Annotated in this window: 25 protein-coding genes; all 25 read left to right on the forward strand. The window is 65.1% G+C overall.

What is annotated here, in order from left to right:
- The first annotated feature begins 14 nt into the window (after window positions 1-14).
- The 25 genes from rpsG (at window position 15) to secY (ending at window position 15,192) form a co-directional block, all read left to right on the forward strand.
- Window positions 15-482 carry a 30S ribosomal protein S7 gene (rpsG, locus tag J5837_RS09905; protein WP_210536594.1) on the forward strand — a complete coding sequence of 156 codons (468 nt, stop codon included), beginning with the start codon at window positions 15-17 and terminating at the stop codon, window positions 480-482.
- 180 nt (window positions 483-662) lie between these two features.
- On the forward strand, window positions 663-2,759 hold the full coding sequence (fusA, locus tag J5837_RS09910) for an elongation factor G (protein ID WP_210536595.1): 2,097 nt from the start codon (window positions 663-665) through the stop codon (window positions 2,757-2,759).
- A gap of 66 nt (window positions 2,760-2,825) precedes the next feature.
- Window positions 2,826-4,016 carry an elongation factor Tu gene (gene tuf / locus J5837_RS09915; protein WP_210536585.1) on the forward strand — a complete coding sequence of 397 codons (1,191 nt, stop codon included), beginning with the start codon at window positions 2,826-2,828 and terminating at the stop codon, window positions 4,014-4,016.
- Window positions 4,017-4,412: 396 nt separating this feature from the next.
- The gene (gene rpsJ, locus J5837_RS09920; protein WP_011036122.1) at window positions 4,413-4,724 is read left to right on the forward strand and encodes a 30S ribosomal protein S10; all 312 of its coding nucleotides are present in this window, start codon (window positions 4,413-4,415) and stop codon (window positions 4,722-4,724) included.
- Between the two features lie 10 nt (window positions 4,725-4,734).
- Window positions 4,735-5,388 (forward strand): 50S ribosomal protein L3, encoded by a 654-nt coding sequence (gene rplC, locus J5837_RS09925; protein WP_210536596.1) that lies wholly within the window; start codon window positions 4,735-4,737, stop codon window positions 5,386-5,388.
- An 11-nt stretch (window positions 5,389-5,399) separates the two neighbouring features.
- The gene (gene rplD, locus J5837_RS09930; protein WP_210536597.1) at window positions 5,400-6,005 is read left to right on the forward strand and encodes a 50S ribosomal protein L4; all 606 of its coding nucleotides are present in this window, start codon (window positions 5,400-5,402) and stop codon (window positions 6,003-6,005) included.
- Window positions 6,002-6,301, forward strand: coding sequence for a 50S ribosomal protein L23 (gene rplW / locus J5837_RS09935; protein ID WP_210536598.1), 300 nt, complete (start codon window positions 6,002-6,004; stop codon window positions 6,299-6,301). The genes rplD and rplW overlap by 4 nt, the downstream gene beginning before the upstream one ends.
- Before the next feature lie 11 nt (window positions 6,302-6,312).
- On the forward strand, window positions 6,313-7,140 hold the full coding sequence (gene rplB / locus J5837_RS09940; protein WP_210536599.1) for a 50S ribosomal protein L2: 828 nt from the start codon (window positions 6,313-6,315) through the stop codon (window positions 7,138-7,140).
- A gap of 6 nt (window positions 7,141-7,146) precedes the next feature.
- Window positions 7,147-7,425 carry a 30S ribosomal protein S19 gene (gene rpsS, locus J5837_RS09945; RefSeq protein WP_210536600.1) on the forward strand — a complete coding sequence of 93 codons (279 nt, stop codon included), beginning with the start codon at window positions 7,147-7,149 and terminating at the stop codon, window positions 7,423-7,425.
- A 10-nt stretch (window positions 7,426-7,435) separates the two neighbouring features.
- Window positions 7,436-7,771, forward strand: a complete 336-nt coding sequence (rplV, locus tag J5837_RS09950) for a 50S ribosomal protein L22 (protein ID WP_210536601.1) — start codon at window positions 7,436-7,438, stop codon at window positions 7,769-7,771.
- Window positions 7,772-7,773: 2 nt separating this feature from the next.
- A complete protein-coding gene (rpsC, locus tag J5837_RS09955; RefSeq protein WP_210536602.1) occupies window positions 7,774-8,523 on the forward strand; it encodes a 30S ribosomal protein S3 in 750 nt (249 codons plus the stop codon).
- A 2-nt stretch (window positions 8,524-8,525) separates the two neighbouring features.
- Window positions 8,526-8,939: a 50S ribosomal protein L16 gene (gene rplP, locus J5837_RS09960; RefSeq protein WP_210536603.1), complete on the forward strand. Its 414-nt coding sequence runs from the start codon at window positions 8,526-8,528 to the stop codon at window positions 8,937-8,939.
- Window positions 8,939-9,121 (forward strand): 50S ribosomal protein L29, encoded by a 183-nt coding sequence (gene rpmC / locus J5837_RS09965; protein WP_210536604.1) that lies wholly within the window; start codon window positions 8,939-8,941, stop codon window positions 9,119-9,121. The genes rplP and rpmC overlap by 1 nt, the downstream gene beginning before the upstream one ends.
- 8 nt (window positions 9,122-9,129) lie before the next feature.
- Window positions 9,130-9,399 carry a 30S ribosomal protein S17 gene (gene rpsQ / locus J5837_RS09970; protein WP_210536605.1) on the forward strand — a complete coding sequence of 90 codons (270 nt, stop codon included), beginning with the start codon at window positions 9,130-9,132 and terminating at the stop codon, window positions 9,397-9,399.
- Window positions 9,400-9,411: 12 nt separating this feature from the next.
- Complete coding sequence (gene rplN, locus J5837_RS09975; RefSeq protein ID WP_162372847.1) at window positions 9,412-9,780, forward strand: 50S ribosomal protein L14; 369 nt, start codon at window positions 9,412-9,414, stop codon at window positions 9,778-9,780.
- Window positions 9,781-9,795: 15 nt separating this feature from the next.
- Window positions 9,796-10,113 (forward strand): 50S ribosomal protein L24, encoded by a 318-nt coding sequence (gene rplX, locus J5837_RS09980; protein ID WP_210536606.1) that lies wholly within the window; start codon window positions 9,796-9,798, stop codon window positions 10,111-10,113.
- A gap of 11 nt (window positions 10,114-10,124) precedes the next feature.
- Window positions 10,125-10,667 carry a 50S ribosomal protein L5 gene (gene rplE / locus J5837_RS09985; RefSeq protein ID WP_210536607.1) on the forward strand — a complete coding sequence of 181 codons (543 nt, stop codon included), beginning with the start codon at window positions 10,125-10,127 and terminating at the stop codon, window positions 10,665-10,667.
- 17 nt (window positions 10,668-10,684) lie between these two features.
- The gene (gene rpsN, locus J5837_RS09990) at window positions 10,685-10,990 is read left to right on the forward strand and encodes a 30S ribosomal protein S14 (RefSeq protein ID WP_210536608.1); all 306 of its coding nucleotides are present in this window, start codon (window positions 10,685-10,687) and stop codon (window positions 10,988-10,990) included.
- Window positions 10,991-11,180: 190 nt separating this feature from the next.
- Window positions 11,181-11,579, forward strand: a complete 399-nt coding sequence (rpsH, locus tag J5837_RS09995; RefSeq protein WP_210536609.1) for a 30S ribosomal protein S8 — start codon at window positions 11,181-11,183, stop codon at window positions 11,577-11,579.
- 13 nt (window positions 11,580-11,592) lie between these two features.
- On the forward strand, window positions 11,593-12,120 hold the full coding sequence (gene rplF / locus J5837_RS10000; protein ID WP_210536610.1) for a 50S ribosomal protein L6: 528 nt from the start codon (window positions 11,593-11,595) through the stop codon (window positions 12,118-12,120).
- Between the two features lie 29 nt (window positions 12,121-12,149).
- Window positions 12,150-12,506, forward strand: a complete 357-nt coding sequence (gene rplR, locus J5837_RS10005) for a 50S ribosomal protein L18 (protein WP_210536611.1) — start codon at window positions 12,150-12,152, stop codon at window positions 12,504-12,506.
- A 154-nt stretch (window positions 12,507-12,660) separates the two neighbouring features.
- Window positions 12,661-13,209 carry a 30S ribosomal protein S5 gene (gene rpsE / locus J5837_RS10010; protein WP_210536612.1) on the forward strand — a complete coding sequence of 183 codons (549 nt, stop codon included), beginning with the start codon at window positions 12,661-12,663 and terminating at the stop codon, window positions 13,207-13,209.
- Window positions 13,202-13,399 carry a 50S ribosomal protein L30 gene (rpmD, locus tag J5837_RS10015; protein ID WP_210536613.1) on the forward strand — a complete coding sequence of 66 codons (198 nt, stop codon included), beginning with the start codon at window positions 13,202-13,204 and terminating at the stop codon, window positions 13,397-13,399. The genes rpsE and rpmD overlap by 8 nt, the downstream gene beginning before the upstream one ends.
- Before the next feature lie 4 nt (window positions 13,400-13,403).
- Window positions 13,404-13,841: a 50S ribosomal protein L15 gene (gene rplO, locus J5837_RS10020; protein ID WP_210536614.1), complete on the forward strand. Its 438-nt coding sequence runs from the start codon at window positions 13,404-13,406 to the stop codon at window positions 13,839-13,841.
- Between the two features lie 7 nt (window positions 13,842-13,848).
- Window positions 13,849-15,192, forward strand: a complete 1,344-nt coding sequence (secY, locus tag J5837_RS10025; protein ID WP_210536615.1) for a preprotein translocase subunit SecY — start codon at window positions 13,849-13,851, stop codon at window positions 15,190-15,192.
- The last annotated feature ends 15 nt before the right edge of the window (window positions 15,193-15,207 follow it).

The raw sequence follows: 15,207 nt of genomic DNA on the forward strand, positions 1-15,207 counted from the left end.
GAGGAAAATAGTCAATGTCCCGTAAAGGTTCCGCCCCCCAGCGCGCCGTCCTGCCCGATCCGAAGCACGGCAGCCAGACCATCGCCCGTTTCATCAACATGGTCATGCTCAGCGGCAAGAAGTCCGTCGCCGAGAAGATCGTGTACGGCGCCATGGACGTCATCGGCGAGAAGAATCCCAATGCCCTCGAGCTGGTCGAGAAGGCGCTGGACAACGTCGCTCCCGCGGTCGAAGTGAAGTCGCGTCGCGTCGGCGGCGCCACCTACCAGGTGCCGGTCGAAGTGCGCGCCTCGCGCCGCCTGGCCCTGGCGATGCGCTGGCTGATCGAATCCGCGCGCAAGCGCGGCGAGAACTCGATGCCGCGCAAGCTGGCGGCCGAGCTGCTCGACGCCTCCGAGAACCGCGGCGGCGCGATCAAGAAGCGCGAAGAAACCCACCGCATGGCCGAGGCCAACAAGGCCTTCGCGCACTACCGCTGGTAACGGCTTCAGGCCCTTGTTTTCAGGGGCCGGCGACACCATCTAGCAGCACCCCGGCGCTTCGGCGCCGACGCTGAAGCCGAAAGCCGCCTCCGGGCGGCGTTCGGCCATTTGCGAGATGCCCCTCGCAACGCCCGCGCCGCGCGCGAGCTTCCACGAAACACAAACAGTCGAGACATCACCGTGGCCCGCAATACCCCCATCGAGCGTTACCGCAACTTCGGCATCATGGCCCACATCGACGCGGGCAAGACCACCACGTCGGAGCGCATCCTGTTCTACACCGGCAAGAGCCACAAGATCGGTGAAGTGCACGACGGCGCCGCGACCATGGACTGGATGGAGCAGGAGCAGGAGCGCGGCATCACCATCCAGTCCGCGGCCACGACCGCGTTCTGGAAGGGCATGGACAAGTCGCTTCCGGAGCACCGCTTCAACATCATCGACACCCCCGGGCACGTCGACTTCACCATCGAAGTCGAGCGTTCGCTGCGCGTGCTCGACGGCGCGGTGTTCGTGCTGTGCGCGGTCGGCGGCGTGCAGCCGCAGTCCGAGACGGTGTGGCGCCAGGCCAACAAGTACCACGTGCCGCGCATCGCGTTCGTCAACAAGATGGACCGCACCGGCGCCAACTTCTTCAAGGTCCGCGACCAGCTGAAGTCGCGCCTGGGCGCTGCCCCGGTGCCGATGCAGGTGCCGATCGGCGCCGAAGACGGCTTCGAAGGCGTGGTCGACCTGATCAAGATGAAGGCCATCCATTGGGATGTGGCTTCGCAGGGCCTGAACTTCGAATACCGCGACATCCCGGCCGAGCTGCAGGCTCAGGCCGAGGAAGCGCGTGCGTTCATGGTCGAGTCCGCCGCCGAGGCCAGTGAAGAGCTGATGGACAAGTACCTCAACGAGGGCGACCTGTCCGAGGCCGACATCATCGCCGGCCTGCGCGAGCGCACCCTGAAGACCGAAATCGTGCCGATGTTCTGCGGCTCCGCGTTCAAGAACAAGGGCGTGCAGGCCATGCTCGACGGCGTCGTCAACCTGCTGCCGTCGCCGGTCGACGTGCCGCCGGTGAAGGGCGTGGACGTCGACGACGAGACCAAGGAGCTGTCGCGCGAATCCAGCGACAAGGCCCCGTTCTCGGCGCTGGCGTTCAAGATCATGACCGACCCGTTCGTCGGCTCGCTGACCTTCTTCCGCGTCTACTCGGGCACCCTCAATGCCGGCGACCAGGTGTTCAACTCGGTCAAGGGCAAGAAGGAGCGCATCGGCCGCCTGTTGCAGATGCACTCCAACAACCGCGACGAGATCAAGGAAGTGCTGGCCGGCGACATCGCCGCCGCGGTGGGCCTGAAGGACGTCACCACCGGCGACACGCTGTGCGCGCAGGACAATCCGATCGTGCTCGAGCGCATGAGCTTCCCGGAGCCGGTGATCTCGATGGCGGTCGAGCCGAAGACCAAGTCGGACCAGGAAAAGATGGGTCTGGCGCTGGGTCGCCTGGCGCAGGAAGACCCCAGCTTCCGCGTGCGTACCGACGAGGAATCCGGCCAGACCATCATCTCCGGCATGGGCGAGCTGCACCTCGACATCATCGTCGACCGCATGAAGCGCGAGTTCAACGTCGAAGCCAACGTCGGCAAGCCGCAGGTCGCCTACCGCGAGACCATCCGCAAGGCGGTCAAGCAGGAAGGCAAGTTCGTGCGCCAGTCGGGCGGTCGCGGCCAGTACGGCCACATCGTCATCGAGATGGAACCGCAGGAACGCGGCGGCGGCTTCAGCTATGAAAGCGCGATCGTGGGCGGCGTGGTGCCGAAGGAATACGTCACCGCGGCCGGCAAGGGCATCGAGGAAGCGATGCGCAACGGTCCGCTGGCCGGCTTCCCGGTCGTCGACGTCGCCATCAAGGCGGTGGACGGTTCGTTCCACGACGTCGACTCCAACGAAATGGCGTTCAAGGTCGCCGGTTCGATGGCCTTCAAGGAAGCTTTCAGCAAGGCCAGCCCGGTGCTGCTGGAGCCGATGATGAAGGTCGAGATCGTCACCCCGGAAGACTACCTGGGCGACGTGATGGGTGACGTGAGCCGTCGTCGCGGCATCCTGCAGGGCTCGGACGACAGTCCGTCCGGCAAGATCATCAACGCGATGGTGCCGCTGGGCGAAATGTTCGGCTACGCCACCACGCTGCGTTCGATGTCGCAGGGTCGCGCCACGTTCTCGATGGAGTTCGACCATTACGCCGAAGCGCCGGCCAACATCGCCGAAGCGGTCGTCAAGAAGAACTGAGTCCGGGATCCGGAAGGCGATGCCTTCCGGCTTCCCTTCGAATCACGAATCACAAGGTAGAAGACAATGGCAAAGGGTAAGTTCGAGCGCACCAAGCCCCACGTGAACGTGGGCACGATTGGTCACGTGGACCACGGCAAGACGACGCTGACGGCGGCGCTGACGAAGGTGGGCGCGGAACGTTTCGGCGGCGAGTTCAAGGCGTACGACGCGATCGACGCGGCGCCGGAAGAGAAGGCGCGCGGCATCACGATCTCGACGGCGCACGTGGAGTACGAAAGCCCGACGCGCCACTACGCGCACGTGGACTGCCCGGGCCACGCCGACTACGTGAAGAACATGATCACGGGTGCGGCGCAGATGGACGGCGCGATCCTGGTGTGCTCGGCGGCGGACGGCCCGATGCCGCAGACCCGCGAACACATCCTGCTGTCGCGCCAGGTGGGCGTGCCGTACATCGTCGTGTACCTGAACAAGGCCGACATGGTGGACGACGCCGAGCTGCTGGAGCTGGTGGAGATGGAAGTCCGCGAACTGCTGAGCAAGTACGAGTTCCCGGGCGACGACACCCCGATCATCTCGGGTTCGGCGCGCCTGGCGCTGGAAGGCGACCAGTCGGAGATCGGCGTGCCGTCGATCATCAAGCTGGTGGACGCGCTGGACACCTGGATCCCGGAACCGCAGCGTGACGTGGACAAGCCGTTCCTGATGCCGGTGGAAGACGTGTTCTCGATCTCGGGCCGCGGCACCGTGGTGACCGGCCGTATCGAGCGCGGCGTGATCAAGGTGGGCGACGAAATCGAAATCGTCGGTATCCGCCCGACCCAGAAGACCACGGTGACCGGCGTGGAAATGTTCCGCAAGCTGCTGGACCAGGGCCAGGCGGGCGACAACGCGGGCCTGCTGCTGCGCGGCACCAAGCGCGACGAAGTGGAGCGCGGCCAGGTGCTGTGCAAGCCGGGTTCGATCACCCCGCACACCGAGTTCGAGGCCGAGGTGTACGTGCTGTCGAAGGACGAAGGCGGCCGTCATACCCCGTTCTTCAAGGGCTACCGTCCGCAGTTCTACTTCCGCACCACGGACATCACCGGTGCGGTGCAGCTGCCGGAAGGCGTGGAGATGGTCATGCCGGGCGACAACATCAAGATGGTGGTGAGCCTGATCAACCCGGTGGCGATGGACGAAGGCCTGCGCTTCGCGATCCGCGAAGGCGGCCGTACCGTCGGCGCCGGCGTCGTGGCCAAGATCATCAAGTAAGTAATTGAAAGGGAAGGGGTTTCCCTTCCCTGAGCGTTGTAATGCCGACGCCCTGGGAGGTGGCCGGCCTACCGCGAAAAGAGGTGCAGGAAGCGCCTCGTGTTCGCCAGACACGGAGTTGTCGCGCATCAGGTCCGATCGGCAGCGATTATTTGCCGAAAAAGACGCGTCCCCGTGTTGACGGGGTCTGGTGCGCGCTCTATACTTTTCTGTCTGGGCGGGCCGGTTTACCGGCCTGCCTAGTTTTTCAGGAAGAACCCCAGCCTTTGGCGTCAGCGTGGCCTGCCGGTGCAACCGGCGATCCCGGCCTCGCGGGGAAACCAAAACACTGGACCTAACCGGGGCAAGGCATCCCAGAGGCCGCGCCCGTCGCTCTTTTAACGAAGGAATTCCGTCATGGCGGACCAAAAGATCCGGATCCGGCTCAAGGCTTTCGATCATCGCTTGATCGACCGCTCGGCCAGCGAGATCGTCGAAACGGCCAAGCGGACCGGCGCGCAAGTGCGCGGCCCGATCCCGCTGCCCACCAAGATCGAGCGTTACACCATCCTGGTGTCGCCGCACGCCGACAAGGACGCGCGCGACCAGTACGAAACCCGCACGCACAAGCGCGTGCTCGACATCGTCGACCCCAACGACAAGACCGTGGACGCGCTGATGAAGCTCGAACTCGCGGCCGGCGTCGACGTGCAGATCAAGCTGACCTGAGGCCACGACCATGACTGCGAAGAAATATTCGTTGGGCATCGTCGGCCGCAAGGCCGGCATGACCCGGGTGTTCACCGAGGACGGCCAGTCCATCCCGGTCACCCTGATCGAAGCCACCCCGAACCGCATCACCCAGGTGAAGACCCCGGAAACCGACGGCTACAGCGCCGTGCAGGTCGCCGTCGGTTCGCGCCGCGCCTCGCTGGTGACCAAGCCCGAAGCCGGTCACCTGGCCAAGGCCAAGGTCGAAGCCGGCCGTGGCCTGTGGGAACTGCGCGTCGAAGCCGACAAGCTGGGCGAATTCGCCGTTGGCGGCGAGATCAAGGCCGACATTTTCGAAGTCGGGCAGATCGTCGACGTCCAGGGCGTGACCAAGGGCAAGGGCTTCCAAGGCACCATCAAGCGCCACAACTTCCGCATGGGCGACGCGACCCACGGTAACTCGCTGAGCCATCGCGCTCCGGGTTCGATCGGTCAGCGCCAGACCCCGGGCCGCGTGTTCCCGGGCAAGAAGATGTCCGGCCACATGGGCGCCGAGACCCAGACCACGCAGGGCCTGGAGGTCGTGCGTGTCGACGCCGAGCGCGGTTTGATCGCGATTCGCGGCGCTGTCCCGGGTGCCCCGGGTGGCGACGTGGTCGTTCGTCCGACCAGCAAGGCTTGAGGAGAATGACGATGGAACTCGCCATTACGGGTAGCGCCAACAAGCTGTCGGTCTCCGACGCCGTGTTCGGCCGCGAATTCAGCGAAGACCTGGTCCACCAGGTCGTCGTTGCCTACCGCAACGCCGGTCGTGCCGGCACCAAGGCGCAGAAGACCCGCGCCGAAGTCAACGGCACCACCAAGAAGTCGAAGAAGCAGAAGGGCGGCGGTGCGCGTCACGGCGCGCTGACGGCCCCGATCTTCGTCGGCGGCGGCGTGACCTTCGCGGCCAAGCCGCGCAGCTTCGAGCAGAAGGTCAACCGCAAGATGTACCGCGCCGCGATCAGCGCGATCCTGTCGGAACTGAACCGCCAGGACCGCCTGAAGGTCGTCGACTCGTTCGACGTCGACGCCGCGAAGACCTCGGCCCTGGCCGCCAAGCTCAAGGGCCTGGAAGTCGGTCGTCGTCCGCTGATCGTCACCGAGGACGCCTCGGAAAACCTGTACCTGTCCGCCCGCAACCTGCCCTACGTGGAAGTGCGCGACGTGCAGGGCCTGGATCCGGCTTCGCTGGTGGGCGCCGACACCGTCGTCATCACCGCCGATGCGGTCAAGAAGATCGAGGAATGGCTGGCATGAACGCCAACGAGAAAATCTTCAGCATCCTGCGTGCGCCGCGCGTGTCCGAAAAGACCGCCCGCCTGCAGGAAGTCACCAACCAATACGTCTTCGAAGTGGCGAACAGTGCGACCAAGGCCGATGTGAAGGCCGCCGTCGAGCAGCTGTTCTCCGTCAAGGTCGAGGCCGTCAACGTGGTCAACGTGAAGGGCAAGAACAAGTCCTTCCGTAACCGCGGTGGCCGTCGCGGCGACTGGCGCAAGGCGTACGTTCGTCTGGCCGATGGCCAAGCCATCGACGTCACGGCCACGGCCTGAGGTAGACCCACATGCCATTGATGAAATTCAAACCCACTTCCGCCGGCCGTCGTAGCGCCGTTCGCGTGGTCACGCCTGGTTTGCACAAGGGTGCGCCGCACGCCGCCCTGGTCGAGAAGCAGGGCAAGACCGGCGGCCGCAACAACCATGGCCGCATCACCACCCGCCACATCGGCGGTGGCCACAAGCAGCACTACCGCCTGATCGACTTCAAGCGCAACAAGGAAGGCATCCCGGCGCGCGTGGAGCGGATCGAATACGATCCGAACCGCACCGCCCACATCGCCCTGCTGTGCTACGTCGACGGCGAGCGCCGCTACATCATCGCGCCGAAGGGCCTGAAGGCCGGCGACCAGGTGATCGCGGGCAGCGACGCCCCGATCAAGGCCGGCAACACCCTGCCGCTGCGCAACATCCCGGTCGGTACCACGGTGCACGGCATCGAGCTGAAGCCCGGCAAGGGCGCCCAGCTGGCCCGCGCCGCCGGCGCCGCGGTGCAACTGGTCGCGCGCGAGCAGGGCTTTGCCACGCTGCGCCTGCGTTCCGGCGAAATGCGCAAGGTGCCGGTCGAGTGCCGCGCCACCGTCGGCGAAGTCGGCAACGACGAGCACAGCCTCGAGAAGCTCGGCAAGGCCGGCGCCAAGCGCTGGCGCGGCGTGCGCCCGACCGTTCGCGGTGCGGCCATGAACCCGGTCGACCACCCGCACGGTGGTGGCGAAGCCAAGGCCGGCCAGGGCAATCCGCATCCGGTCACGCCGTGGGGCGTGCCGACCAAGGGCTACAAGACGCGCAAGAACAAGCGCACCCAGCAATTCATCGTCCGCGATCGTAGGGGCTAATCGACCATGGCACGTTCACTCAAGAAGGGCCCGTTCGTCGATCACCACCTCATCAAGAAGGTGGAGGCCGCCGGCGGCAGCAAGAAGCCGATCAAGACCTGGTCGCGCCGTTCGATGATCCTGCCGGAAATGGTGGGCTTCACCATCGCCGTGCACAACGGCAAGAACCACGTTCCGGTGCTGGTCAACGAGAACATGGTCGGTCACAAGCTCGGCGAATTCGCCGTCACCCGTACCTTCAAGGGTCACGGTGGCGACAAGAAAGCCGCCGCGGGCAAGAAGTAAGGAGATGACCATGGAAGCGAAAGCCATCCTGCGCACCGCGCGCATCTCCCCGCAGAAGGCCCGCCTGGTCGCAGACCAGGTGCGTGGCCTGTCGGCCGAACGCGCCGTCAACCTGCTGAAGTTCTCCGACAAGAAGGCCGCGGCGCTGATCAAGAAGGTCGTCGAATCGGCCATCGCCAACGCCGAGAACAACCAGGGCGCCGACGTCGACGAGCTGAAGGTCAAGACCATCATGGTCGATGAAGGTCCGACGCTGAAGCGTTTCATGGCCCGCGCCAAGGGCCGCGGCACGCGCATTCTGAAGCGCACCAGCCACATCACCGTGGTCGTGGGCGAGGGCAAATAATCATGGGTCATAAAGTTCATCCCACCGGCATCCGCCTCGGCATCGCCAAGGACTGGAACTCCAAGTGGTACGCCGGCAAGAAGCAGTACGCCAGCTTCCTCGCCGCCGACCTCAAGGTCCGCGACATGCTGCGCAAGAAGCTGGCCCAGGCCGGCATCAGCAAGATCCTGATCGAGCGTCCGAACAACACCGCCCGCGTGACCATCCACACCGCCCGCCCGGGCGTGGTGATCGGCAAGCGCGGCGAGGACATCGAGAAGCTGCGCAAGGAAGTGAGCGACGTGATGGGCGTTCCCGCCCACATCAACGTCACCGAAGTGCGCAAGCCGGAACTGGACGCGCAGCTGGTGGCCGAGTCGATCGCCCAGCAGCTGGAGCGCCGCATCATGTTCCGCCGCGCGATGAAGCGCGCCGTCGGCAATGCGATCCGCCTCGGCGCCCTGGGCATCAAGGTCAACGTCGCCGGCCGCCTGAACGGCGCGGAAATCGCCCGTTCCGAGTGGTACCGCGAAGGCCGCGTGCCGCTGCACACGCTGCGCGCCGACATCGACTACGGCTTCGCCGAGGCGAAGACCACCTACGGCATCATCGGCATCAAGGTGTGGGTCTACAAGGGCGAAATCTTCGATTTCAGCCAGGTGGGCCAGGAAAAGCAGGACGACAGCGCACCGTCGCGCGGCGAGCGTGGCGACCGCAATGATCGTGCCGACCGTCCGCGCGGCCCGCGCCGCGACCGTGAGGCGAGGGAATAACCATGTTGCAACCCAAGCGAACCAAATACCGCAAGATGCACAAGGGCCGCAATGAAGGCCTGAGCTGGAACGGCAACCTCGTCAGCTTCGGCGAGTACGGCCTGAAGGCGACCGCGCACGGCCAGCTGACCGCGCGCCAGATCGAGGCCGCGCGCCGTTCCATCAGCCGCTACGTCAAGCGCGGCGGCAAGATGTGGATCCGCGTGTTCCCCGACAAGCCGATCACCAAGAAGCCGATCGAAGTCCGCATGGGCTCCGGCAAGGGCAACGTCGAGTACTGGGTCGCGCAGATCCAGCCCGGCCGGATGATCTATGAAATCGAGGGCGTCGACGAAGCGACCGCGCGCGAGGCGTTCCGCCTGGCCGCCGCCAAGCTCTCGGTCACCACCACTTTCGTGACCCGGACGGTGCGCTAATGGAACTCAAGCAACTCCGCGAGAAGTCGGCCGAACAGCTGAACGCCCACCTGGGCGACCTGCGCAAGGAGCAGTTCTCCCTGCGCATGCAGAAGGCGACCGGCCAACAGCCCAAGACCCATGAAATCCGCCGTGTCCGCCGCGAGATCGCTCGCGTCAAGACCCTGCTCGGCGGCAAGTGAGACCCGACATGACCGACAACAATACAGAGAAAGCAAAGCGCACGGTTGAAGGCCGGGTCGTCAGCAACAAGATGGACAAGACCGTCACCGTGCTGGTCGAGCGCCAGGTCAAGCACGCGCTGTACGGCAAGTACATCAAGCGTTCGACCAAGCTGCATGCCCACGACGCCGAGAACGCCTGCAACGAGGGCGATGTCGTCCGCGTGCAGGAGATCGCGCCGATGTCCAAGACCAAGAACTGGCGCGTGGTCGAAATCGTCGCGCGCGCGGCCGAATAAGGGAGCCAGATCATGATCCAGGTGCAAAGCTACCTCGAAGCCGCCGACAACTCCGGCGCCAAGGAAATGATGTGCATCAAGGTGCTGGGCGGCTCCAAGCGCCGTTATGCCGGCATCGGCGACATCATCAAGGTGACCGTGAAGGACGCGATCCCGCGCGGCAAGGTCAAGAAGGGCGAAGTCTACGACGCCGTGGTCGTGCGCACCCGCAAGGGCGTGCGTCGTGCCGACGGTTCGCTGATCCGTTTCGACGGCAACGCCGCGGTCCTGCTCAACAACAAGCAGGAACCGATCGGCACCCGCATCTTCGGACCGGTGACCCGCGAACTGCGTTCCGAGAAGTTCATGAAGATCGTTTCGCTCGCACCCGAAGTGCTCTGAGCGGAGGACACGAAAATGGCAAACCGCATCAAGAAAGGCGACCAAGTGGTCGTCATCGCCGGCAAGGACAAGGGCAAGCAAGGCGACGTCGTGCGCGTTGATGGCGACCGCGTGGTCGTCTCCAACGTCAACGTGGTCAAGCGCCACACCAAGCCGAACCCGCAGGCGGGCATCGCCGGCGGCGTGGTCGAGCGCGAAGCCTCGATCCATATCTCCAACGTGCAGATCTTCAACCCGGCTTCGGGCAAGGGCGAGCGCGTTGGCTTCAAGGTGCTGGAGGATGGACGCAAACTGCGTGTGTTCCGCTCCAGCGGTGAGGCGCTCGACGCCTGAGGAATGAAGTCATGACCACTCGTCTGGAAAAAATCTACAAGGAAGAGGTCGTACCGGCTCTGATCAAGAAGTTCGGTTACGCCAATCCGATGGAAGTGCCGAAGATCACCAAGATCACCATCAACATGGGTGTGGGTGAAGCGGCGACCAACAAGAAGATCCTGGAAAACGCCGTGGCCGACCTGGCCGCGATCAGCGGCCAGAAGCCGATCACCACCAAGTCGCGCGTTTCCGTGGCTTCGTTCAAGATCCGCGACGGCTGGCCGATCGGCTGCAAGGTGACCCTGCGTCGCGGCCACGCCTACGAATTCCTCGACCGCCTGATCAGCATCGCGCTGCCGCGCGTGCGCGACTTCCGCGGCGTGTCGGGCCGTTCGTTCGACGGCCGCGGCAACTACAACATGGGCGTGAAGGAACAGATCATCTTCCCGGAAATCGACTTCGACAAGGTCGACGCGGTCCGCGGCATGGATATCGCCATCACCACCACCGCGAAGAGCGACGCCGAAGCCAAGGCCCTGCTCGAAGCGTTCAAGTTCCCGTTCCGCAACTGATTCGCTAGGAAACCGACATGGCCAAGACCTCGATGGTGAACCGCGATATCAAGCGGGCCAAGCTTGCCAAGCAGCACGCCGCCAAGCGTGCCGCGCTGAAGAAGACCGTCTCCAGCGCCACGGCCAGCTACGAAGAAAAGATGGAAGCCGCGACCAAGCTGCAGAAGCTGCCGCGCGATTCCTCCCCCAGCCGCCAGCGCACCCGCTGCGAACTTTCGGGCCGCCCGCGCGGCGTGTACCGCAAGTTCGGCCTGGGCCGCAACAAGCTGCGCGAAGCCACCATGCGTGGCGACGTGCCGGGCCTGCGCAAGGCCAGCTGGTAAGCAGGCGGCCGGCTGGTAGCAGGCTGGTTCGGCTGCTACACTAGGCAGTTCCGCAGGCCGGTTCGTCCGGCCTGCCGCCGTCTCCGACGGCAGGTCCCGCAAGGGATCGAACGCCGGGCATCCGCCCGGCTCCACAATCCAGACAGATTTCGCGAAAGCGGATATCGGTGCTACTCATAGGTGAATCGCAATGAGCATGACTGATCCCATCGCCGACATGCTGGTCCGCATCAAGAATGCGGCCGCGGTCGGCAAGCCGACGGTGAAGATGCCGTCCTCCAACACCAAGGTCGCCATCGCCGGCGTGCTGAAGGCCGAGGGCTACATCGCCGACTCGCGCGTGACCAAGACCGAGAACAACAAGGCCGAGCTGGAAATCGTCCTGAAGTATTTCGAGGGCAAGCCGGTCATCGACAAGCTGCAGCGCGTCTCGCGCTCGGGCCTGCGCCAGTACCGCGGCAAGTCGGAGCTGCCGAAGGTGCTGAACGGCCTCGGCATCGCCATCATTTCCACCTCCAAGGGCATCATGACCGATGCGCAGGCGCGCCAGCAGGGCGTCGGCGGCGAAGTCCTGTGCTTCGTGGCCTAAGGGAGAAACCACAATGTCTCGCGTAGCCAAGAAGCCGATCGCCCTGCCGAAGGGCGTCGAATTCAACCAGCAGGCCGACAGCCTGTCCGTGAAGGGCCCGAAGGGCAACCTGTCGCTGGCCAAGCCGGCCGGCGTCGAAGTCAAGGTCGAAGACGGCACCGTCAACCTGGCCCCGACCGCTCCCGAGCACGACGCCATGACCGGCACCGTGCGCGCCATCCTGGCCAACATGGTCAAGGGCGTGTCCGAGGGCTTCGAGCGCAAGCTCGAGCTGGTCGGCGTGGGTTATCGCGCCGCCATGCAGGGCAAGGACCTGAACCTGTCGCTGGGTTATTCGCACCCGGTGCTGTTCAAGGCCCCCGAGGGCATCACCCTCGCGACCCCGACCCAGACCGAAATCCTGGTGCAGGGCGCCGACAAGCAGCGCGTCGGCGAAGTCGCCGCCAAGATCCGCGGATTCCGTCCGCCGGAGCCCTACAAGGGCAAGGGCGTGAAGTACTCCGACGAAACCATCATCCGCAAGGAAGCGAAGAAGGCGTAATAACGCCTTCGGCTTCGAGGAAACCGATCATGAGCATCAAGAACAACGCCCGCCTGCGCCGCGCCAAGACCACCCGCGCGCACATCCGCGACCTCGGCGTGCCGCGCCTGAGCGTGCTGCGCACCGGCCAGCACCTGTACGCGCAGGTGTTCAGCGCCGACGGCTCCAAGGTCATCGCCGCCGCCAACACCCTGCAGGCCGACGTCAAGGAAGGCCTGAAGAACGGCAAGAACAGCGATGCCGCCGCCCGCGTCGGCAAGATCATCGCCGAGCGCGCCAAGGCCGCGGGCATCGAGAAGGTCGCGTTCGACCGCTCGGGCTACCGCTACCACGGTCGAGTCAAGGCGCTGGCCGAAGCCGCGCGCGAAGGCGGCCTGCAGTTCTGAGTTGAATCGCGTGGGGCGCGTCCCCACGACTTGACCCGCCGGCACGGGATGCGCCGGGCGCGCTGCGGCTTCTGTCCGCTACCGCGTTGCACCGATCCACGCCACAACCATAAGCGGCCAAGCCGCAAATCCCTCAACTATCGAGTCAACGAAAATGGCAGAAGAGCAACGTGCACCGCGTGGCCGCGATCGTGATCGCGCCCCCCGCGAGGAAAAGATCGACGATGGCATGATCGAGAAGCTGGTCGCGGTCAACCGCGTCAGCAAGACGGTCAAGGGCGGTCGCCAGTTCACCTTCACCGCGCTGACCGTGGTCGGCGACGGCAACGGCAAGATCGGCTTCGGTTACGGCAAGGCGCGCGAAGTGCCGGTCGCGATCCAGAAGTCGATGGAGTACGCCCGCAAGGGCATGCTGAACATCGACCTGAACAACGGCACCCTGTGGCACTCGGTGAAGTCCGGCCACGGCGCGGCCCGCGTGTTCATGCAGCCGGCCTCGGAAGGTACCGGCGTCATCGCCGGCGGCGCCATGCGCGCCGTGCTGGAAGCGGTGGGCGTGAAGAACGTGCTGGCCAAGGCCACCGGTTCGCGCAACCCCATCAACCTGGTGCGCGCCACCCTGCGCGGCCTGAGCGAAATGCAGTCGCCGGCCCGCATCGCGGCCAAGCGCGGCAAGAAGGTGGAGGAACTCACCCATGGCTAAGCAGTCCAACAACGGCGGAACGGTCAAGGTGCGCCTGGTGCGCGGCCTGCGCGGTTCCCAGTCGATCCATCGCCTGTCGGTGCGTGCGCTGGGCCTGAACAAGCTCAACGACGTGCGCGAACTGAAGGACAGCCCGCAGGTCCGTGGCCTGATCAACAAGGTCCACTACCTGGTCAAGGTCGAGGAGTAATCACATGCGTCTCAACACTCTCAAGCCCGCAGAGGGCGCCCGCACCGAACGCGTCCGCGTCGGTCGCGGCATTGGTTCCGGCCTGGGCAAGACCGCCGGCCGCGGCCACAAGGGTTCGTTCGCGCGCGCGGGCAAGGGCAAGATCAAGGCCAAGTTCGAAGGCGGCCAGATGCCCCTGATCAAGCGCCTGCCGAAGGTCGGCTTCCGCTCCAAGCTGAAGGACGACACCGCCGAAGTGCTGTCGTACCAGCTGGACAAGCTGGCCGCCGGCGAAGTGACCTTCGCCGCGCTGCGCGAAGCCGGCCTGGTGCCGAGCAAGGCCAAGCGCGCCAAGATCGTCAAGAAGGGCGACCTGACCAAGGCCTTCGTGCTGAAGGGCCTGCTGGCCACGGCCGGCGCCAAGGCGGCGATCGAAGCCGCCGGCGGCAGCGTGCAGGAGTAACCACGGCATGGCGCAAGGCGACGTGGCGGGTCTGGGCGGTCTGGGCAAGTTCACCGAACTGCGCCAGCGACTGTTCTTCGTGCTGGGCGCGCTGGTCGTCTACCGCATCGGTTGCTACGTGCCGGTGCCGGGCGTCAATCCGGACGCGATGCTGCAGCTGATGCAGAACCAGGGCGGCATCGTGGACATGTTCAACATGTTCTCCGGCGGCGCCCTGCATCGCTTCAGCATCTTCGCCTTGAACGTGATGCCGTACATCTCGGCATCGATCGTGATGCAGCTGGCCGTGCACATCTTCCCCAGCCTGAAATCGCTGCAGAAGGAAGGCGAGTCGGGCCGTCGCAAGATCAACCAGTGGTCGCGCTACGGCGCGGTGTTGCTGGCGGTGGTGCAGGGCGGCAGCATCGCCGCCGCGCTGCAGAACCAGGTCGCGCCCGGCGGCGCGCCCGTGGTCTACGCGCCGGGCATGGGCTTCCTGCTGACCGCGGTGGTCGCGCTGACCGCCGGCACCATCTTCCTGATGTGGCTGGGCGAGCAGGTGACCGAGCGCGGCATCGGCAACGGCGTGTCGATGATCATCTTCGCCGGCATCGTCGCGGGCCTGCCGCACGCGGTAATCGATACGTTCCAGAAGGCGCAGAACGGCGACATCAGCCCAATCGCGTTGATCGTCATTGCATTGGTGGTGTTCGGCTTCACTTGGTTCGTGGTGTTCGTCGAGCGCGGCCAGCGCAGGATCACGGTCAACTACGCGCGCCGCCAGGGCGGTCGCAACGCGTACATGAACCAGACGTCGTTCCTGCCGCTGAAGCTCAACATGTCGGGCGTGATCCCGCCGATCTTCGCTTCCAGCATCCTGTCGTTCCCGGCGACCCTGGCCATGTGGTCCGGCCAGAACGGCGGTACGGCGACCAACTGGCTGCAGCGCATCTCCGCGGCGCTGGCGCCGGGCGAGCCGCTGCACATGATCGTGTTCGCCGCGATGATCATCGGTTTCGCGTACTTCTATACCGCGCTGGTGTTCAACTCGCAGGAAACCGCAGACAACCTGAAGAAGTCGGGCGCGCTGATCCCGGGCATCCGGCCGGGCAAGGCTACCGCCGACTACATCGACGGCGTGCTGACCCGCCTGACCGGCGCCGGCGCGCTGTATCTGGTGCTGGTGTGCCTGTTGCCGGAAGTGATGCGTACCTGGCTGAATACGTCGTTCTACTTCGGCGGCACCTCGCTGCTCATTGTGGTGGTGGTGGTGATGGACTTCATCGCCCAGGTGCAGGCGCACCTGATGTCCCACCAGTACGAAAGCCTGCTGAAGAAAGCGAACCTGAAGGGCGGGGCGCGTTCCCGCTGATCGCAGGACGGGCTA

It is taken from the genome of Pseudoxanthomonas helianthi (assembly GCF_017939625.1).
Classification (GTDB): domain Bacteria; phylum Pseudomonadota; class Gammaproteobacteria; order Xanthomonadales; family Xanthomonadaceae; genus Pseudoxanthomonas_A; species Pseudoxanthomonas_A helianthi.

Bases quoted from the DNA above. Each gene is read 5' to 3' on its own strand.
- rpsS (WP_210536600.1), top strand. From the start codon at position 7,147: ATGGCACGTTCACTCAAGAAGGGCCCGTTCGTCGATCACCACCTCATC.
- rplD (WP_210536597.1), top strand. From the start codon at position 5,400: ATGGAACTCGCCATTACGGGTAGCGCCAACAAGCTGTCGGTCTCCGAC.
- rpsN (WP_210536608.1), top strand. From the start codon at position 10,685: ATGGCCAAGACCTCGATGGTGAACCGCGATATCAAGCGGGCCAAGCTT.
- rpsH (WP_210536609.1), top strand. From the start codon at position 11,181: ATGAGCATGACTGATCCCATCGCCGACATGCTGGTCCGCATCAAGAAT.
- rpsG (WP_210536594.1), top strand. From the start codon at position 15: ATGTCCCGTAAAGGTTCCGCCCCCCAGCGCGCCGTCCTGCCCGATCCG.
- rpmC (WP_210536604.1), top strand. From the start codon at position 8,939: ATGGAACTCAAGCAACTCCGCGAGAAGTCGGCCGAACAGCTGAACGCC.
- rplF (WP_210536610.1), top strand. From the start codon at position 11,593: ATGTCTCGCGTAGCCAAGAAGCCGATCGCCCTGCCGAAGGGCGTCGAA.
- rplX (WP_210536606.1), top strand. From the start codon at position 9,796: ATGGCAAACCGCATCAAGAAAGGCGACCAAGTGGTCGTCATCGCCGGC.
- rplW (WP_210536598.1), top strand. From the start codon at position 6,002: ATGAACGCCAACGAGAAAATCTTCAGCATCCTGCGTGCGCCGCGCGTG.
- rpsJ (WP_011036122.1), top strand. From the start codon at position 4,413: ATGGCGGACCAAAAGATCCGGATCCGGCTCAAGGCTTTCGATCATCGC.
- rpsQ (WP_210536605.1), top strand. From the start codon at position 9,130: ATGACCGACAACAATACAGAGAAAGCAAAGCGCACGGTTGAAGGCCGG.
- rplV (WP_210536601.1), top strand. From the start codon at position 7,436: ATGGAAGCGAAAGCCATCCTGCGCACCGCGCGCATCTCCCCGCAGAAG.
- rpmD (WP_210536613.1), top strand. From the start codon at position 13,202: ATGGCTAAGCAGTCCAACAACGGCGGAACGGTCAAGGTGCGCCTGGTG.
- rplO (WP_210536614.1), top strand. From the start codon at position 13,404: ATGCGTCTCAACACTCTCAAGCCCGCAGAGGGCGCCCGCACCGAACGC.
- rplB (WP_210536599.1), top strand. From the start codon at position 6,313: ATGCCATTGATGAAATTCAAACCCACTTCCGCCGGCCGTCGTAGCGCC.
- tuf (WP_210536585.1), top strand. From the start codon at position 2,826: ATGGCAAAGGGTAAGTTCGAGCGCACCAAGCCCCACGTGAACGTGGGC.
- rplE (WP_210536607.1), top strand. From the start codon at position 10,125: ATGACCACTCGTCTGGAAAAAATCTACAAGGAAGAGGTCGTACCGGCT.
- rplR (WP_210536611.1), top strand. From the start codon at position 12,150: ATGAGCATCAAGAACAACGCCCGCCTGCGCCGCGCCAAGACCACCCGC.
- rplC (WP_210536596.1), top strand. From the start codon at position 4,735: ATGACTGCGAAGAAATATTCGTTGGGCATCGTCGGCCGCAAGGCCGGC.
- rpsE (WP_210536612.1), top strand. From the start codon at position 12,661: ATGGCAGAAGAGCAACGTGCACCGCGTGGCCGCGATCGTGATCGCGCC.
- rplP (WP_210536603.1), top strand. From the start codon at position 8,526: ATGTTGCAACCCAAGCGAACCAAATACCGCAAGATGCACAAGGGCCGC.
- secY (WP_210536615.1), top strand. From the start codon at position 13,849: ATGGCGCAAGGCGACGTGGCGGGTCTGGGCGGTCTGGGCAAGTTCACC.
- rpsC (WP_210536602.1), top strand. From the start codon at position 7,774: ATGGGTCATAAAGTTCATCCCACCGGCATCCGCCTCGGCATCGCCAAG.
- rplN (WP_162372847.1), top strand. From the start codon at position 9,412: ATGATCCAGGTGCAAAGCTACCTCGAAGCCGCCGACAACTCCGGCGCC.